We start from the raw sequence: 13,570 nt of genomic DNA, 5'->3' as shown, positions 1-13,570 counted from the left end.
CCAAGTTTCAACCTTATAAAAGGTTATTCAAAGAAATTTGGAGACAACAGCGATCGAAAGAACGATCCGGGTCCGTAACGGACTAACAACAAAGTGTTCTATACAAATCACCCACAACGAAGGAGAGATCATCATGAGAATGGTAGACATTATTGCTAAGAAACGCGACGGAAAAGAACTGACAACAGCTGAGATTGATTTTGTTGTTCAAGGATACACACAAGGCGAAATCCCTGATTATCAAGTCAGCGCTTGGGCGATGGCTGTATTCTTCAAGGATATGACTGATAAGGAACGCGCAGATTTGACCATGTCCATGGTGAACTCGGGCGAGACCATTGATCTGTCCGCAATCGAAGGTATCAAGGTAGACAAGCACTCCACAGGAGGCGTTGGCGATACTACAACGCTGGTACTGGCACCGCTTGTTGCTGCTCTGGATGTTCCAGTTGCCAAAATGTCCGGACGTGGATTGGGTCACACTGGTGGTACAACGGACAAACTGGAATCTGTTGCAGGTTTCCACGTGGAGCTTGAGAAAGAAGAGTTCATCCGCCTCGTTAACGAACATAAAGTTGCCGTTATCGGTCAAAGTGGCAACCTCACGCCGGCAGACAAAAAGCTCTATGCATTGCGTGACGTTACAGCTACCGTTAACTCCATCCCACTGATCGCAAGCTCCATCATGAGTAAGAAAATTGCAGCAGGTGCCGATGCGATCGTATTAGATGTCAAAACGGGTGCTGGTGCATTCATGAAGACCACAGAAGATGCGAAAGAACTGGCACATGCCATGGTAAGCATCGGTAACAATGTAGGACGTAAAACAATGGCTGTCATTTCCGATATGTCCCAACCACTGGGTCTCGCTATCGGTAACGCGCTTGAAGTGAAAGAAGCCATTCTTACGCTGCAAGGTAAAGGACCGAAGGATCTGGAAGAACTCTGTCTGGCGCTTGGACGTCAAATGGTATTCCTTGCTGGTAAAGCAGACTCCCTGGAGCATGCTGAGGAGAAATTGAAAGAAGTGATCCAGAACGGTAAAGCGCTGGAGAAATTCAAGGACTTCCTGGCAAATCAAGGTGGAGACGCTTCAGTTGTAGATCACCCAGATCGCTTGCCACAAGCGAAATATCTGGTTGAAGTACCAGCGGATAAAGACGGATATGTAGCTGGTATCGTCGCTGACGAAATCGGTACTGCAGCAATGCTGCTCGGCGCAGGCCGTGCAACAAAAGAATCCGAGATCGATCTTGCTGTGGGCTTGATGCTCAACAAAAAAGTGGGTGACCAGGTTAAAGCTGGTGAATCACTCGTAACCATCCATGCGAATCGTGAAGACGTAGCAGACGTAATCGCGAAGATCAAAGAGAACATTACTATTGCAGATCATGCGGATGCTCCTGTATTGGTGCATGATATCGTAACTGAATAATATATCAGGTATACAAGGTTAACCTGATGCCGGAATAAAATTTAAAGCCCCGAAGTTATGCATTCCATAGCTTCGGGGCTTTTCTTATTTATTTTGCAATTCATCATACGTCACAACTGAATCTGCACTGGTATAAATGTATGGGGTAGATGGCTGATCGACCGGAGTTACCTTCGACGCCCGAATCTCAATGGTGTCCTCACCATTCACTTGAGCAGAACCAATGGTACCATCGATTTGTACCCAGCTGTCTGTAGGATAGCTGTCTGCATTCGGGACATGAATCATCACGCCAAAGGGTGCCGCGTCTGCTGGGCAGCACATCACGAGAAATCGCCCTAATGCAAAATGAGATTCATGCTCCATACTTTTGTCTCGATATACAAACCCGGTAAGGCTGATAGCCTTGCCTGCAAATTGTCGTTGGAACATATCGATCGAACCTAATGTCTCGGAGAAGATTTCAGGATATACCTTTATGACTGATTCCGCATATAACTTCTCTGCCAGTTCGGCAAATTCACGACTATACTCATCCGGAGGAACGAATTGTACTTTCGTGGCAGGCACAGATGATTCAACATTTGCAGTTTTTTTGGATAGATCTTTAATATCCAATTCTGCTGCATCTGGTAAGGGTTCTTTTCGACGAATCTCCGGAGGTCCATAGGTTAGGGACATGCCTTTTTGACTGGCCATGGAACTGCCTAGTGCCTGATCCGGCAAAAGAAAACCAAGTACTAATGGAATGGCAATCAATCCGTACATTAGCGAGCTGCGTACCCATCCTGAAGGAGGCGGATGCTCACAATCGCAATGGATCTCGCTATTACCAAACAGTCCGTGCCAGGCCATGATGACGGCAATAAATAAAAAGGGAACAGGGCAGCAGAGAAGCAATCGCTGCATTGTCGGCGCCAAGTAATAATGAAGAGAATCCGTTGTATTCAAATGAATGATGTATACAGCGAGCCCGCCGATCCACAGCGCACGAATCAGGTTATGCCATTGGATAGGATGAGATTTGGTAACCGGAGCTTTGGTCACTGTATAACCAGGATGGTTCATGTAAGCACCTCTTTTGATCAGATATTATACTCAAAACTGTCATGCCAAAAGGTTAATCAACCACGACCCTGCGAAAACCAAAGCAATAATGGCCAAGCTCAGGCCAATAACAAACCGGGTGCGGAAGGTGGAGAGCAGCATCAATGTGCTTTTAAAATCAAGCATTGGACCGAGAACGAGAAAGGATAACAGCGGTCCTAATGCAAATGTGTGAGAGAAGGCAGAGGCTACGAATGCATCTGATGTCGAACAGAGAGACAATACATACGCAAAACCCATCATGAAGGCATAGGAGGCAACAGGCCCGTTACCCAGAGAAATGAGATCACTGCGGCTGATAAAGGTTTGAATGCAGGCTGTTATTAGAGCACCAATCACCAAATATTTGCTCATATCAACAAATTCGTCACCCGCATGGATGAAAAAGCTGCGCCAGTTTTTATCGTGCACGTGATCATGATCGGTAGAATGGGAATGATTCTGTGCCATTTTAAATCCGGGATGTGTCTTGACCTCCGTCACTGTAGCCTTCGGTTTACGCAATGGATTCTGGCGGACGAACATATACACCAGACCACCGATCGCAGCTGCTACAGCAAAGGCCAGTCCCATACGGGCGATCGTAATTTCGGGATGGGAAGGAAAAGCGAGCAGGGTCGCGGTAAAGACAATTGGATTTACTACAGGGCCGCTAAGAATAAAGGTCACCGCGATATAGGGGGGCATGCCTTTATGCATCAACCGTCGAACGACCGGAATCATGCCACATTCGCAGATGGGGAAAACGATTCCCAGCAGACCCGCTACCAGCACGCCTCCGACGGGGTTCTTAGGCGTTAGTTTGCGAATCATTTCCTCAGATACAAACCATTGCATTAGCGAAGATAACAGCACCCCTATGAGCAGAAATGGAGCTGCTTCGAGGAAAATGCTGATGAATACTGTTTTCATATTTTGTAAGGCTTCACTGTTCCAAGCTTCTTTCAGATTGGGAGCCATCGTGATCAACACGGGAACAAGAAATGCGCAGGGAATCAGGAATGACAGGAGCTTAAGATTGGCTGCCATTTTCATGGGATAGACCTCCAGAACCGGGACTTTGGTAAAATATATGCTTGTACCGTCGCCATCATACTCGTTCGCAGTAATTAATCAACATTTTTACGATTTACATATCTGGACCTTAAAAACTTCTAATGTTGACAAAAGAAACGATGTTCAGTTATAGTTTATTTTGTTAATCGTAATAATTACTATTAAGTAATGGTTATTTTTCAGCCCATCGGTCGAGTGTAAGCTACATAGCATTCCGATTTTTTTAGTTTTAAGAGGATAAATGGAAGGGAGTAATTGAAATGACAGAACAACAACAAGTACTACCCCGAGTTCCGGTGACTGTTTTAAGTGGATATCTGGGCGCAGGCAAAACGACATTGCTTAACCATGTGCTTCATAATCGAGAGGATATGCGAGTCGCTGTCATTGTGAATGACCTGAGTGAAGTTAATATTGACGCTGGTTTAATCCGGGATGGTGGTGGATTGTCACGTATTGATGAGAAGCTGGTGGAGATGTCCAATGGCTGCATCTGCTGCACGCTGCGTGAGGATTTGCTGAAAGAGGTGGAGCGGCTTGCGCTGGATGGTTCTTTTGACTATATATTGATTGAATCGACTGGTATTGGAGAGCCAGTCCCCGTTGCCCAAACATTTACGTATATCGATGAAGAGCTGGGGATCGATTTAACGAAATTTACGCGGCTCGATACGATGGTGACAGTAGTGGATGCTGCCCAGTTCTGGCGCGACTTCTATTCCAAAGAAACGTTGAAGGATCGGGGCCAGGAAGCCGGAGAGGACGATGTACGAGGGATCGTTCATCTGCTGACGGATCAGGTTGAATTCTGTGATGTGCTGATTCTGAACAAGTGTGATCTGGTATCGGAAGATGAATTACTCAAACTTGAGAAAGCACTACACGCGATGCAGCCGGAAGCCCGACTTATTCGAACCACACATGGACAGATTGACCCGAGGGAGATATTGAATACCGGACGGTTTGATTTTGAAAAAGCAAGCCAGTCTGCGGGTTGGATCCGCGAATTAATGAAGGAAGAGCACACACCCGAGACAGAGGAGTATGGCATTCACTCATTTGTGTACCACCGGAAACGTCCGTTTCATCCGGAGCGTTTGCTGCGTTGGATTGCGAAATGGCCTGATAGTATTGTACGTTCCAAAGGTTTAATGTGGCTGGCTACACGTAACCATATGGCGGTATCGTTCAGTCATGCGGGAACATCCAAGCAGTTGGGACCAGCCGGGTTGTGGGTAGGCGCGATGAGTGACGAAGAGCGACAAATGCATTTTGGTGATACTCTTCCGCCGATTCCGGATTGGGATGAGCAGTGGGGCGATCGGGTTACGAAACTGGTGTTTATCGGGATTGACATGGACCGAGCGGAGATCGAACGGACGCTAGATGAGACGCTTCTTACAGAAGAAGAGATGCAAATGAACTGGCGAGAACTGAAAGATCCATTTCCAGCGTGGAGTTGACAAACATAAAAGCATGGGCTAAACTCATTAAATAGTAATTATTACGAATTAATTAGATAAAAGGAGGCCATATCCATGAGAGTCATTGTAACCTTAGCCTGCACCGAGTGCGGAGATCGCAACTATACAACAACCAAGAACAAGCGTAACCATCCGGAACGGATCGAATTGAAGAAGTATTCACCACGATTAAAGAAAATGACCATTCACCGGGAAACAAGATAATTTTTTTGTTATTTTTAAATCGTAATATTTACGAAAAGAGGTAAAGCTATGATTTTATCTTCCATGCGTGATGTGGTATTCGGATACGGCAAAGAGCCAGTCATTGACCAACTGTCGCTGGATATCCATGTGGGGGAGTTTGTCGGCATTACAGGACCGAATGGTTCTGCGAAAACAACCATGCTGAAATTGCTGCTGGGGCTGTTACAGCCCTGGAGCGGCACGGTACATATGAATGCGGAGTCCGTACGTGGCAGTAAGCTGAACATCGGATATGTACCCCAACAGGTCGCATCGTTCAACAGTGGATTTCCCAGTACGGTGATCGAACTGGTGCGATCCGGATGTTACCGCAAACTCGGCTTGTTCCGCAGATTCACAATCGAGCAGGAAGCCATTGTGGAACGCAGCTTGCGGGAAGTCGGCATGTGGGAATACCGCAACGCCCGGGTTGGCGAACTGTCTGGTGGACAAAAGCAGCGAATCTGCATTGCCAGAGCCTTGGCAGGCCAGCCGCAGGTGCTTGTACTGGATGAGCCGACTACAGGCATGGACCGGCGCAGCCGTGAAGGGTTCTATGATCTGATGCGCCATTATGCAGACGTCCATGGACTGACCATTATTATGGTCACCCATGGATTGGAAGAGATGGGCAACCGGTTGGACCGGACGATTACCCTGGAGCGGCAAGAAAGTGAGGAATGGCAGTGTTTGAGTACGAATTCATGCAGCGTGCTTTCTGGGCAGGCGGACTGATCGGAGTTATTGCTCCAATTTTAGGAGTTTATCTGATGCTGCGACGGCAGGTGCTGATGGCGGATACGTTATCCCATGTTTCATTGGCAGGCGTTGCCCTGGGTTCTGTGATGAACCTTGATCCGGTGATCTGTGGATTTGCGATTGCGATTATCGGCGCATTGCTGGTGGAACAACTCCGGCGAAATTACCTGACATATAGCGAGGTGCCTGTAGCGATCATTATGACGTCGGGTCTGGCCCTTGCTGTGGTGCTCATGAGTCTGAAAACCAATCTGTCCAAGACATTCAGCTCTTACCTGTTCGGTTCCATCGTTGCCGTTAGTGATATGCAGTTATGGATTATGGCGGCTGTGTGCGTCATCGGACTGATTTTTTTCATCGTACTCAGAAGGCCACTGTACAATTTAACGTTTGATGAAGAGACAGCTTCCATTGGAGGCATTCAGGTTAAAGGTTTATCCTTTGCATTTGCCATTCTGACAGGAATGACTGTTGCTTCAGCCATGCCGATTGTCGGCGTATTGCTTGTGTCTGCTTTAATTGTACTGCCCGCTGCCCTGGCACTGAGATTGTCACGCAGCTTTGCAGCAGCGATCTTTATTGCTGTCGTCACCGGATTAATTGGTATTTTTAGCGGACTGACAACCTCTTACCATCTAAACACACCACCGGGAGGAACGATTGCTCTCATCCTGTTGGTCTTTCTATTGATTGGCATATCAGCACAAAAGCTGATTGGACGATATAACCGTAAACGTCATCGTAAAGAGAGAAAACAACAACGTGCAACTCTATTCATACATTCAAGGGAGAATACGCCACATGAAATTCAATAAAAAATCTGCTCTCGCTCTATTGTTCAGTCTTACACTTATCGTAGCCGGTTGTGGACAAAATCAGTCCGCTTCCGATTCCAGTACCAGCTCGGCTAACACGCCAGCACCTGCAGAGACCGAAGAAGCCAAACTGAACGTTGAAGTCAGCTTTTATCCGATGTACGAATTCACCAAAAATGTAGCAGGTGATCTGGCTAATGTTCATACACTCGTTCCAGCGGGTATGGAGCCGCATGATTGGGAGCCGACACCACAGGATATTGCGAGCATCGAAAAAGCGGATGTGCTTGTCTATAATGGGGCAGGAATGGAATCCTGGATCGATCAAGTTACGGATAGTCTGAGCAATGCCAAACTCTTTCAAGTGGAAGCGAGTCATGGAATCGATCTGCTCGAAGGATCGGAAGAAGATGAGCATGATCACGATCATGACGCTGAGGCAGAAGAAGGACATACACATGATCATGATCACGGTGGACTTGATCCCCACGTATGGTTGTCACCTGCACTTGCCGTGAAGGAAGTGCGGAATATCGAGGCTGGACTCGCACAGGCTGCGCCTGAACATGCAGAGCAATTCAAGCAAAATGCCGATGCCTACATTGCCAAACTGGAGTCACTGGATCAGGATTTCAAAGCAGCTGTAGCAGACAGCAAACGTAAAGATTTCATCACACAGCATGCTGCGTTCGGTTATCTTGCACAGGAATACGGTCTGCAGCAAGTATCGATTGCCGGTCTGTCTCCTGAACAAGAGCCTTCCGCAGCGCAAATGGCATCCGTTATTGATTTTGCCAAGGAGCATCAGGTGAAGACGATTTTCTTTGAAACGTTGGTTTCATCCAAAGTATCAGAGACTATCGCCAACGAAGTAGGAGCCAAAACAGCTGTATTGAACCCGATTGAAGGGTTGACGGAAGAGGAGATCGCTACAGGAATGGATTACATCGGCGTAATGCGGCAGAATTTGGAGGCACTGAAACTGGCACTGAATGAATAGCGGTTTTGCTACTTTAACAAGTTGAATTTACGAAAAAAGAGAACCCATTTGATGCCCGTCATCGAAAAAGGTACAATAATACAACATGCTGAGGAATGGCACAGCCATTCCTTTGCCTTTGGCCACGCAGAGAGCACAGGGATGTGCTCTTTTCGTTGTTCAAGGTGACGGAGATCATGCGGGGAACGGGAGGAAACGCCTTATGGATTCAGATGAAGAACAGGAAGTACTATTAAGCCAGCAGCCTGCCCATCTTTGGAGAAGACGCAAGCTGGAGTTAATGCAGTGGACGGAACGCGAGAAGCAGACCGTGGCAGCGAAGAGAACGGAGATTTGGAACGATGTCGAAGTGGATGCTGAGTTAGTTGATGCCTTGACTTTGCTTCACAGAGCGGGCGTACGTACCGAGTTTTCTTGTGCTGGTGTGAGCCCGCTCGATGAGCCGATAGATCATTCCCTTTATGCCTATGTTACACTTATACAAAATGAGGCAGCCGATCGATTTGTGACTTATGCGCTGTCGCAGATGCGCAATAGATTGCTTGCCACACTGGAGACAGGAACGGGTCGATATGATCTGTCTTCTTTTTTCATAGGTCATAACCGGAGTTTCTGCTGGTGGATGCAATATTGCGCCGCGCATTTCATGGATCGAAACGATTTAAGTGTAGCCACGTAGTATAGTGATAGGTATTTTTACTCGGAGGCAAGGGAGGTAGGACCGGATTGAATAAATGGCTCAAAACCATACTGTTTCTGGTGGGTTCAGCGCTACTGACCCGCTTTATACCATTTTCTTCATTGTTCCGTAACCTGGATACGATGATACACGAATTTGGCCATGCACTGGTAACACTGTTGTTATCCGGCAAAGTATTGCGCATTGAGTTATACGCTGATCACAGTGGCGTTACATATTCATCCATGCTGACACCAGGCAGATCTATATTGGTTTCCTTGGCGGGCTATGTCACGGCATCTCTCTTTGCCTGGCTGTTATTCTATCTTTACCGGAAAGGACGGCACATGTGGGGGCTCGGCATTATGACGGGTGTAGCTCTTGTGTCGCTTCTCTTCTACGTAAGGGGAGAATTCGGCATGCTCTGGCTTACAGGCTTTAGTGCTCTGAATGTTGTGATTATGATCTTTGGTGCCAAAATCGCGAAATTCTATTATTTGTTACTGGCTTTCCTCACACTGGAAGAGTCCGTAGTTAGTGCTATGTATGTTGGGCTAATGTCTTGGACACAGCCGTCCCGGGCAGGGGATGCAGCCAATCTGGCTCAGCAGACATTTCTCCCGGCACTGTTCTGGGGAACATTGTTTGCACTGTTTGCACTGTGGTGTGCGAAGGGAGCACTGACGCTCTTTTTCCGAAAAGAAAGCACGGTCCGCACGTCAAAATCCCGTGGATTACGCGGGCGTAATGTTTAGAAAACAGAGAAGGCACTTCCTTTTTTTATAAAGGAGAGTGCCTTTTTGCGTGTCTTCGTGTCAATCTCCAAGATTGTCCCATAACACATAAAAGTAATAAATTTCTTCCATAATCGCCTTATCATCTTCTGCGGCAATACCGCCCTTCATCCGTGCAAGGGTACCCAGAATATCGTAAATCGTCTCACGCTCCACACTGAACTGTATGCGATTGACGATCTTGTCCCAGGCTTTCATCGCGTAATCGATTTGGGACTTGGCTTCAGTCCATTTTTTGCCCTCAACCTGTTTCTGCAATGTTTGTACAGATTCAAGCAAGCGATCATCAGAGCCAAAGGGCTTTTTGAGAAGGGCTCCGCTTGCCATTATCGCAACGAACACAAGAATGAGGCAGATCGGAAGCACATACAGCAACCAGAAACGCGATTTCATTCAATCGCCTCCTTCATGTAAATTTAGAAAGGCCCCTCATAATCGCCCATATCGATTTTTTCGGTGATCTTATCTTTAAATAGATCAATATACAATTTATCGTTAGGCAATATGGCGGCAAAAGCAATATCCTGTATCGTCACTTTTTGCTTCTTAAGCTGCTCGCTGAGCCAGTTCGTATCTTTATTTCGTTCCTCCAGATTTTGCTTAATCAGCACGCCATCAATGATAATCTCGGTCATCAGCTTACTCTTGGCAGGATGCATATGCATGTCCTTCGCGGTTACCGGTTGATTCTCTGGTTTCAACACAACAGAGAGACTGCCGTCTGGTTCAAGAATGGCATAATCCAGCGTAGTGATGTCAAATACATCCTTTTGCCGCAGCATCATGGTCAATTCGTCAAATTTCACACGCATTTTACTCAGGTTTTGTTCGAGAATTTTACCATTCTGGATGATCAGTGTTGGGTCAGAGTCCATCAGTTTGGAGATGGTACGATTTTTCAGCGTAATATACTGAAAAATAATCGTGATAATGGTGAAAATGGTCAAGGCCACAAAATGAATCCACGCCTTGGAAGATAGATCGGTCGCAAATGTACCTGCGATGGAACCGATCGTAATACCGTTAATGTAATCAAAATACGTCAAGTTGCCCATTTGTTGTTTGCCCAGCACCCGGGTATAGATGATCAGGGTCAGAAAGGCGATAATCGATCGCACAGCAACAACCCATGTTTCTTCCATCATGTATGTATCACCTTCCTTCGCTTCATCTTACAGATTGAAAATGTGAATGCTTGAAGCCATTCTTTAATTCCACCCAGCATATTTGTGGGCTATAACAAGCTTTTCCTAGGCTGGATAATCTTATTCTTGAACGCAAAAAACCGAAACCTGGCTAAGTGCTCCAGGCTTCGGTTAATCATTCGTTACATATCTTTAATTCGGTAAATCCATGGAATAGTAAATAGAATAGAGGTCATACACCCGAGTAAGCCATAAACCCACCATCTACAGGAATAACCGTACCTGTAACAAAACCGGACTGACGTTCATCTGCCAGCCACATCAGCGTGCCTAGAAGATCTTCCGGTTTGCCGAAGCGGCGCATTGGCGTGTGCGCAATGATTTTACTTGAACGTTCGGTCGGCGAGCCATCCGGCTTAAGCAGCAGATTACGGTTTTGTTCAGTCAGGAAGAATCCTGGTGCAATGGCGTTTACTCGGATTCCCGATTCGGCCAGATGTACCGCAAGCCATTGCGTGAAATTGTTAATCGCCGCTTTGGCTGCACTGTACGCAGGAACTTTGGTCATGGGCGAAGGGGCACTCATGGACGAAATATTAATGACGGTAGCTGGAACATCACGTTCTATCATTTGTCTTGCGAAGATTTGGGTAGGGATGAGGGACCCAACAAAGTTCAGATCCATCACCTGACGGAATCCCTCGACACTTACATCAAAAAAAGTAGTGATATCCGGCTGCTCCAAATCTTCCTGTCTGAAAATTTCATTCGTGGTATTGGCGCTGGCATGGTTGCCACCCGCTCCGTTAATAAGGATATCGCAAGGTCCAAGCTTCTCCTGAACAACAGCTGCTGCCGCTATTACACTATCGGTCTGGGTCACATCACAAGCTACAGCGATCGCTTTTCCACCCGCAGACTCAATTGCTGCAACAACTTCTTCCCCTTTGGATACGGTACGGTTCAGAATGGCTACACTTGCGCCATGTCGCGCGAGCTCTTCAGCCATAGAACGACATAGAACACCTGCCCCGCCAGTAATTACAGCTGTTCTGCCTTCCAGACGAGTTGATCTTTCTTTGGTAAATTCACTCATGCTTTTGACCTCCTTTGCAGGGAGTCCCAAACGCCCCACAGATACATAATTCCCAGAGCCCGATCATAGAGTCCATATCCCGGTCTACATTGTTCTCCCCAGAGATGACGTCCATGATCCGGTCGTGCATAACCTTCAAATCCAATATCGTGATAGGCTTCCACAACACCGGCAATATCGACATTTCCATCCTGACTGCGGTGGGATGTCTCGATAAAGTCTCCATTATCATAGATTTTTACATTACGGATATGAGCAAAAGGAATACGGTCCTTGAACTCGTGGATCATACCGATAATATCATTGTTTGGATTAGCTCCAAGAGAGCCACTGCACAACGTTACACTATTGTAAGGGCTATCATACAAGTTCAGATATCTGCGAACATTGTCTTGACTCGTAATAATTTTCGGCAGACCAAAGATCGGCCAAGGCGGATCATCCGGATGAATGGCCATTCGAATACCTAACCGTTCAGCAGTAGGAATGATCTCCTGCAGGAAATAACGAGCGTGTTCCCACATATCTTCCTCTGTTACATCCTTATAGGCTTCGAACAGACCTGTTAAATACTGCAATCGTTCCGGTTCCCAGCCGGGCATCGTCAATGCGGAATTTTCGGTAATGCGTCGAACCAATTCCAGCGGTTCAATATCGGCGATTTTGCTATTCTCGTAGAAGAGGGCGGTAGAGCCATCTTCCATCTCCTTATGCAAATCGGTACGCAGCCAATCAAAGATCGGCATGAAGTTGTAACAGATCACTTTAACGCCTACCTGGGCGAGTTTTTCCATCGTTTTTTTGTAATTCTCAATATATTGATCACGTGTAGGCAGACCGAGCTTGATGTCTTCATGAATGTTAACACTCTCAACGACATCCAGATGTAACCCGGCCTGATCTGCAGCAGCTTTGACTGCCAGAATTTTGTCCATGGGCCATTCCTCACCTGCCGGAACATCATGCAGCGCCCATACAATGCCTTCGACTCCGGGAATCTGCCGGATGTGGTTAAGTGTCACGGTATCATTGCCTTCTCCAAACCAGCGAAAAACCATTCTCATCACATTCACCTCATCAAGATTAGTTTAAAGAACAGGTAGATCCATCATCATTGAAAATAGGAAGGGTATGTATCCCGCAGGACAGCCAGATCCGTAACGGTCAAATGCAGATGTTCCTGCATAATGTGCTCTGCCGTTTGGGCATCGTGCTGTTGTATCGCCTGAACCATGGATCGATGCTGTTCGAGCAAATGATCCCAATGATGATCCGAAGACAGACGGAGCATTCGGCTCCGGTTCAGATGCACGTTCATATGCTGGATCACGGACCAGGTGTTTTTTTTGTTACAGCCTGCAAAGAGAGTACTATGGAATTCCTCATCCAATCCGAACATTCGTTCATCATCCGGTTCAAGTATGCATTCCTGCTGCTGCGCAAGGTTCTGCTCCAATATTTTCATGTGTTCATCTGGAAATTGGACACACGCGAGCCGTATGACGGCACGCTCAAGCTGCTCACGCATGAAACGTGCTTCCTCCACGAGATCAACCTGAATCAGAGATACATAGGTACCTCGCTGCGGATAGACTTCCAGCAGACCTTCCTGCGCTAATCGGACAAAGCTTTCTCGAACAGGGGTCCGACTTACATTGAACTCAAGCGAGATCTCTTTCTCCGAGATGGCGGTACCGGGAGGCAGCTTCAAACTCAGAATCAACTGCTTCAACGTCGTATAGACCGCCTCACGAGAAGAGAATGCCTGTTTGTTCAGAGAAGACGGGTTAATTAAGGATGATAATAATTCGGCTTTGGACGAAGACCTAGGGGGATATTCCATAATCTCAACTCCTTCAAGAACATACTACCATACTTGTATGGTAGTATGGAAGCGCTTTATATAAGTTAGTCTAAAATTTATCGCACAAGGCTTGCTGTTAGCGGGATGCTGGAGTAAACTATAGTCATTAGG

Annotated in this window: 15 protein-coding genes; 8 read left to right on the top strand and 7 right to left on the bottom strand. The window is 46.7% G+C overall.

Features of this window, described 5'->3' with window-relative positions:
- Nucleotides 1-133 precede the first annotated feature (133 nt).
- Nucleotides 134-1,435 (top strand): pyrimidine-nucleoside phosphorylase, encoded by a 1,302-nt coding sequence (locus gpAD87_RS10480; protein ID WP_064638097.1) that lies wholly within the window; start codon nt 134-136, stop codon nt 1,433-1,435.
- Between the two features lie 84 nt (nt 1,436-1,519).
- Here the strand turns inward: gpAD87_RS10480 and gpAD87_RS10475 are convergent, their stop codons facing one another.
- Both gpAD87_RS10475 and gpAD87_RS10470 read right to left on the bottom strand, forming a co-directional pair.
- Complete coding sequence (locus gpAD87_RS10475; protein ID WP_082935072.1) at nt 1,520-2,503, bottom strand: TIGR03943 family putative permease subunit; 984 nt, start codon at nt 2,501-2,503, stop codon at nt 1,520-1,522.
- A gap of 39 nt (nt 2,504-2,542) precedes the next feature.
- The gene (locus gpAD87_RS10470) at nt 2,543-3,577 is read right to left on the bottom strand and encodes a permease (protein ID WP_064638095.1); all 1,035 of its coding nucleotides are present in this window, start codon (nt 3,575-3,577) and stop codon (nt 2,543-2,545) included.
- 281 nt (nt 3,578-3,858) lie between these two features.
- On the opposite strand from gpAD87_RS10470, the gene gpAD87_RS10465 reads away from it, so the two are divergent.
- The 7 genes from gpAD87_RS10465 (at nt 3,859) to gpAD87_RS10435 (ending at nt 9,315) form a co-directional block, all read left to right on the top strand.
- The gene (locus gpAD87_RS10465) at nt 3,859-5,061 is read left to right on the top strand and encodes a GTP-binding protein (RefSeq protein WP_064638092.1); all 1,203 of its coding nucleotides are present in this window, start codon (nt 3,859-3,861) and stop codon (nt 5,059-5,061) included.
- Nucleotides 5,062-5,136: 75 nt separating this feature from the next.
- Complete coding sequence (rpmG, locus tag gpAD87_RS10460) at nt 5,137-5,286, top strand: 50S ribosomal protein L33 (RefSeq protein WP_024631975.1); 150 nt, start codon at nt 5,137-5,139, stop codon at nt 5,284-5,286.
- A gap of 48 nt (nt 5,287-5,334) precedes the next feature.
- Nucleotides 5,335-6,042, top strand: coding sequence for a metal ABC transporter ATP-binding protein (locus gpAD87_RS10455; RefSeq protein WP_064638091.1), 708 nt, complete (start codon nt 5,335-5,337; stop codon nt 6,040-6,042).
- Nucleotides 5,988-6,881: a metal ABC transporter permease gene (locus tag gpAD87_RS10450; RefSeq protein ID WP_064638088.1), complete on the top strand. Its 894-nt coding sequence runs from the start codon at nt 5,988-5,990 to the stop codon at nt 6,879-6,881. Before gpAD87_RS10455 ends, gpAD87_RS10450 begins: the two co-directional genes overlap by 55 nt.
- Nucleotides 6,868-7,881, top strand: a complete 1,014-nt coding sequence (locus gpAD87_RS10445; RefSeq protein ID WP_064638086.1) for a metal ABC transporter substrate-binding protein — start codon at nt 6,868-6,870, stop codon at nt 7,879-7,881. The genes gpAD87_RS10450 and gpAD87_RS10445 overlap by 14 nt, the downstream gene beginning before the upstream one ends.
- A gap of 202 nt (nt 7,882-8,083) precedes the next feature.
- Nucleotides 8,084-8,560, top strand: a complete 477-nt coding sequence (locus gpAD87_RS10440) for a hypothetical protein (protein ID WP_064638083.1) — start codon at nt 8,084-8,086, stop codon at nt 8,558-8,560.
- A gap of 47 nt (nt 8,561-8,607) precedes the next feature.
- The gene (locus gpAD87_RS10435) at nt 8,608-9,315 is read left to right on the top strand and encodes a M50 family metallopeptidase (RefSeq protein WP_064638081.1); all 708 of its coding nucleotides are present in this window, start codon (nt 8,608-8,610) and stop codon (nt 9,313-9,315) included.
- A 60-nt stretch (nt 9,316-9,375) separates the two neighbouring features.
- Here the strand turns inward: gpAD87_RS10435 and gpAD87_RS10430 are convergent, their stop codons facing one another.
- The 5 genes from gpAD87_RS10430 to gpAD87_RS10410 all read right to left on the bottom strand — a co-directional run bounded on the left by gpAD87_RS10430 (nt 9,376) and on the right by gpAD87_RS10410 (nt 13,438).
- Complete coding sequence (locus tag gpAD87_RS10430) at nt 9,376-9,747, bottom strand: DUF4363 family protein (protein WP_064638078.1); 372 nt, start codon at nt 9,745-9,747, stop codon at nt 9,376-9,378.
- 23 nt (nt 9,748-9,770) lie between these two features.
- Complete coding sequence (locus gpAD87_RS10425; RefSeq protein WP_079695960.1) at nt 9,771-10,499, bottom strand: DUF421 domain-containing protein; 729 nt, start codon at nt 10,497-10,499, stop codon at nt 9,771-9,773.
- A 232-nt stretch (nt 10,500-10,731) separates the two neighbouring features.
- Nucleotides 10,732-11,595, bottom strand: coding sequence for an SDR family oxidoreductase (locus gpAD87_RS10420; protein ID WP_063563884.1), 864 nt, complete (start codon nt 11,593-11,595; stop codon nt 10,732-10,734).
- Complete coding sequence (gene uxuA, locus gpAD87_RS10415; protein ID WP_064638075.1) at nt 11,592-12,659, bottom strand: mannonate dehydratase; 1,068 nt, start codon at nt 12,657-12,659, stop codon at nt 11,592-11,594. Before uxuA ends, gpAD87_RS10420 begins: the two co-directional genes overlap by 4 nt.
- Before the next feature lie 47 nt (nt 12,660-12,706).
- Nucleotides 12,707-13,438, bottom strand: coding sequence for a GntR family transcriptional regulator (locus gpAD87_RS10410; RefSeq protein WP_082935071.1), 732 nt, complete (start codon nt 13,436-13,438; stop codon nt 12,707-12,709).
- Nucleotides 13,439-13,570 lie beyond the last annotated feature (132 nt).

The organism is Paenibacillus sp. AD87, from assembly GCF_001659845.1.
In the GTDB taxonomy this organism is placed as follows: Bacteria; Bacillota; Bacilli; order Paenibacillales; family Paenibacillaceae; genus Paenibacillus; species Paenibacillus marchantiae.
The sequence above is the reverse complement of the archived record's forward strand: the minus strand, read 5'-3'. Positions and strand labels throughout refer to the sequence as shown.

Excerpts from the sequence above, each read along its gene's own strand:
- gpAD87_RS10430 (WP_064638078.1), bottom strand. The coding sequence starts at position 9,747 with ATGAAATCGCGTTTCTGGTTGCTGTATGTGCTTCCGATCTGCCTCATT.
- gpAD87_RS10420 (WP_063563884.1), bottom strand. The coding sequence starts at position 11,595 with ATGAGTGAATTTACCAAAGAAAGATCAACTCGTCTGGAAGGCAGAACA.
- gpAD87_RS10445 (WP_064638086.1), top strand. The coding sequence starts at position 6,868 with ATGAAATTCAATAAAAAATCTGCTCTCGCTCTATTGTTCAGTCTTACA.
- gpAD87_RS10440 (WP_064638083.1), top strand. The coding sequence starts at position 8,084 with ATGGATTCAGATGAAGAACAGGAAGTACTATTAAGCCAGCAGCCTGCC.
- gpAD87_RS10425 (WP_079695960.1), bottom strand. The coding sequence starts at position 10,499 with ATGATGGAAGAAACATGGGTTGTTGCTGTGCGATCGATTATCGCCTTT.
- uxuA (WP_064638075.1), bottom strand. The coding sequence starts at position 12,659 with ATGAGAATGGTTTTTCGCTGGTTTGGAGAAGGCAATGATACCGTGACA.
- gpAD87_RS10455 (WP_064638091.1), top strand. The coding sequence starts at position 5,335 with ATGATTTTATCTTCCATGCGTGATGTGGTATTCGGATACGGCAAAGAG.
- gpAD87_RS10480 (WP_064638097.1), top strand. The coding sequence starts at position 134 with ATGAGAATGGTAGACATTATTGCTAAGAAACGCGACGGAAAAGAACTG.
- gpAD87_RS10470 (WP_064638095.1), bottom strand. The coding sequence starts at position 3,577 with ATGAAAATGGCAGCCAATCTTAAGCTCCTGTCATTCCTGATTCCCTGC.
- rpmG (WP_024631975.1), top strand. The coding sequence starts at position 5,137 with ATGAGAGTCATTGTAACCTTAGCCTGCACCGAGTGCGGAGATCGCAAC.
- gpAD87_RS10450 (WP_064638088.1), top strand. The coding sequence starts at position 5,988 with ATGGCAGTGTTTGAGTACGAATTCATGCAGCGTGCTTTCTGGGCAGGC.
- gpAD87_RS10475 (WP_082935072.1), bottom strand. The coding sequence starts at position 2,503 with ATGAACCATCCTGGTTATACAGTGACCAAAGCTCCGGTTACCAAATCT.
- gpAD87_RS10465 (WP_064638092.1), top strand. The coding sequence starts at position 3,859 with ATGACAGAACAACAACAAGTACTACCCCGAGTTCCGGTGACTGTTTTA.
- gpAD87_RS10410 (WP_082935071.1), bottom strand. The coding sequence starts at position 13,438 with ATGGAATATCCCCCTAGGTCTTCGTCCAAAGCCGAATTATTATCATCC.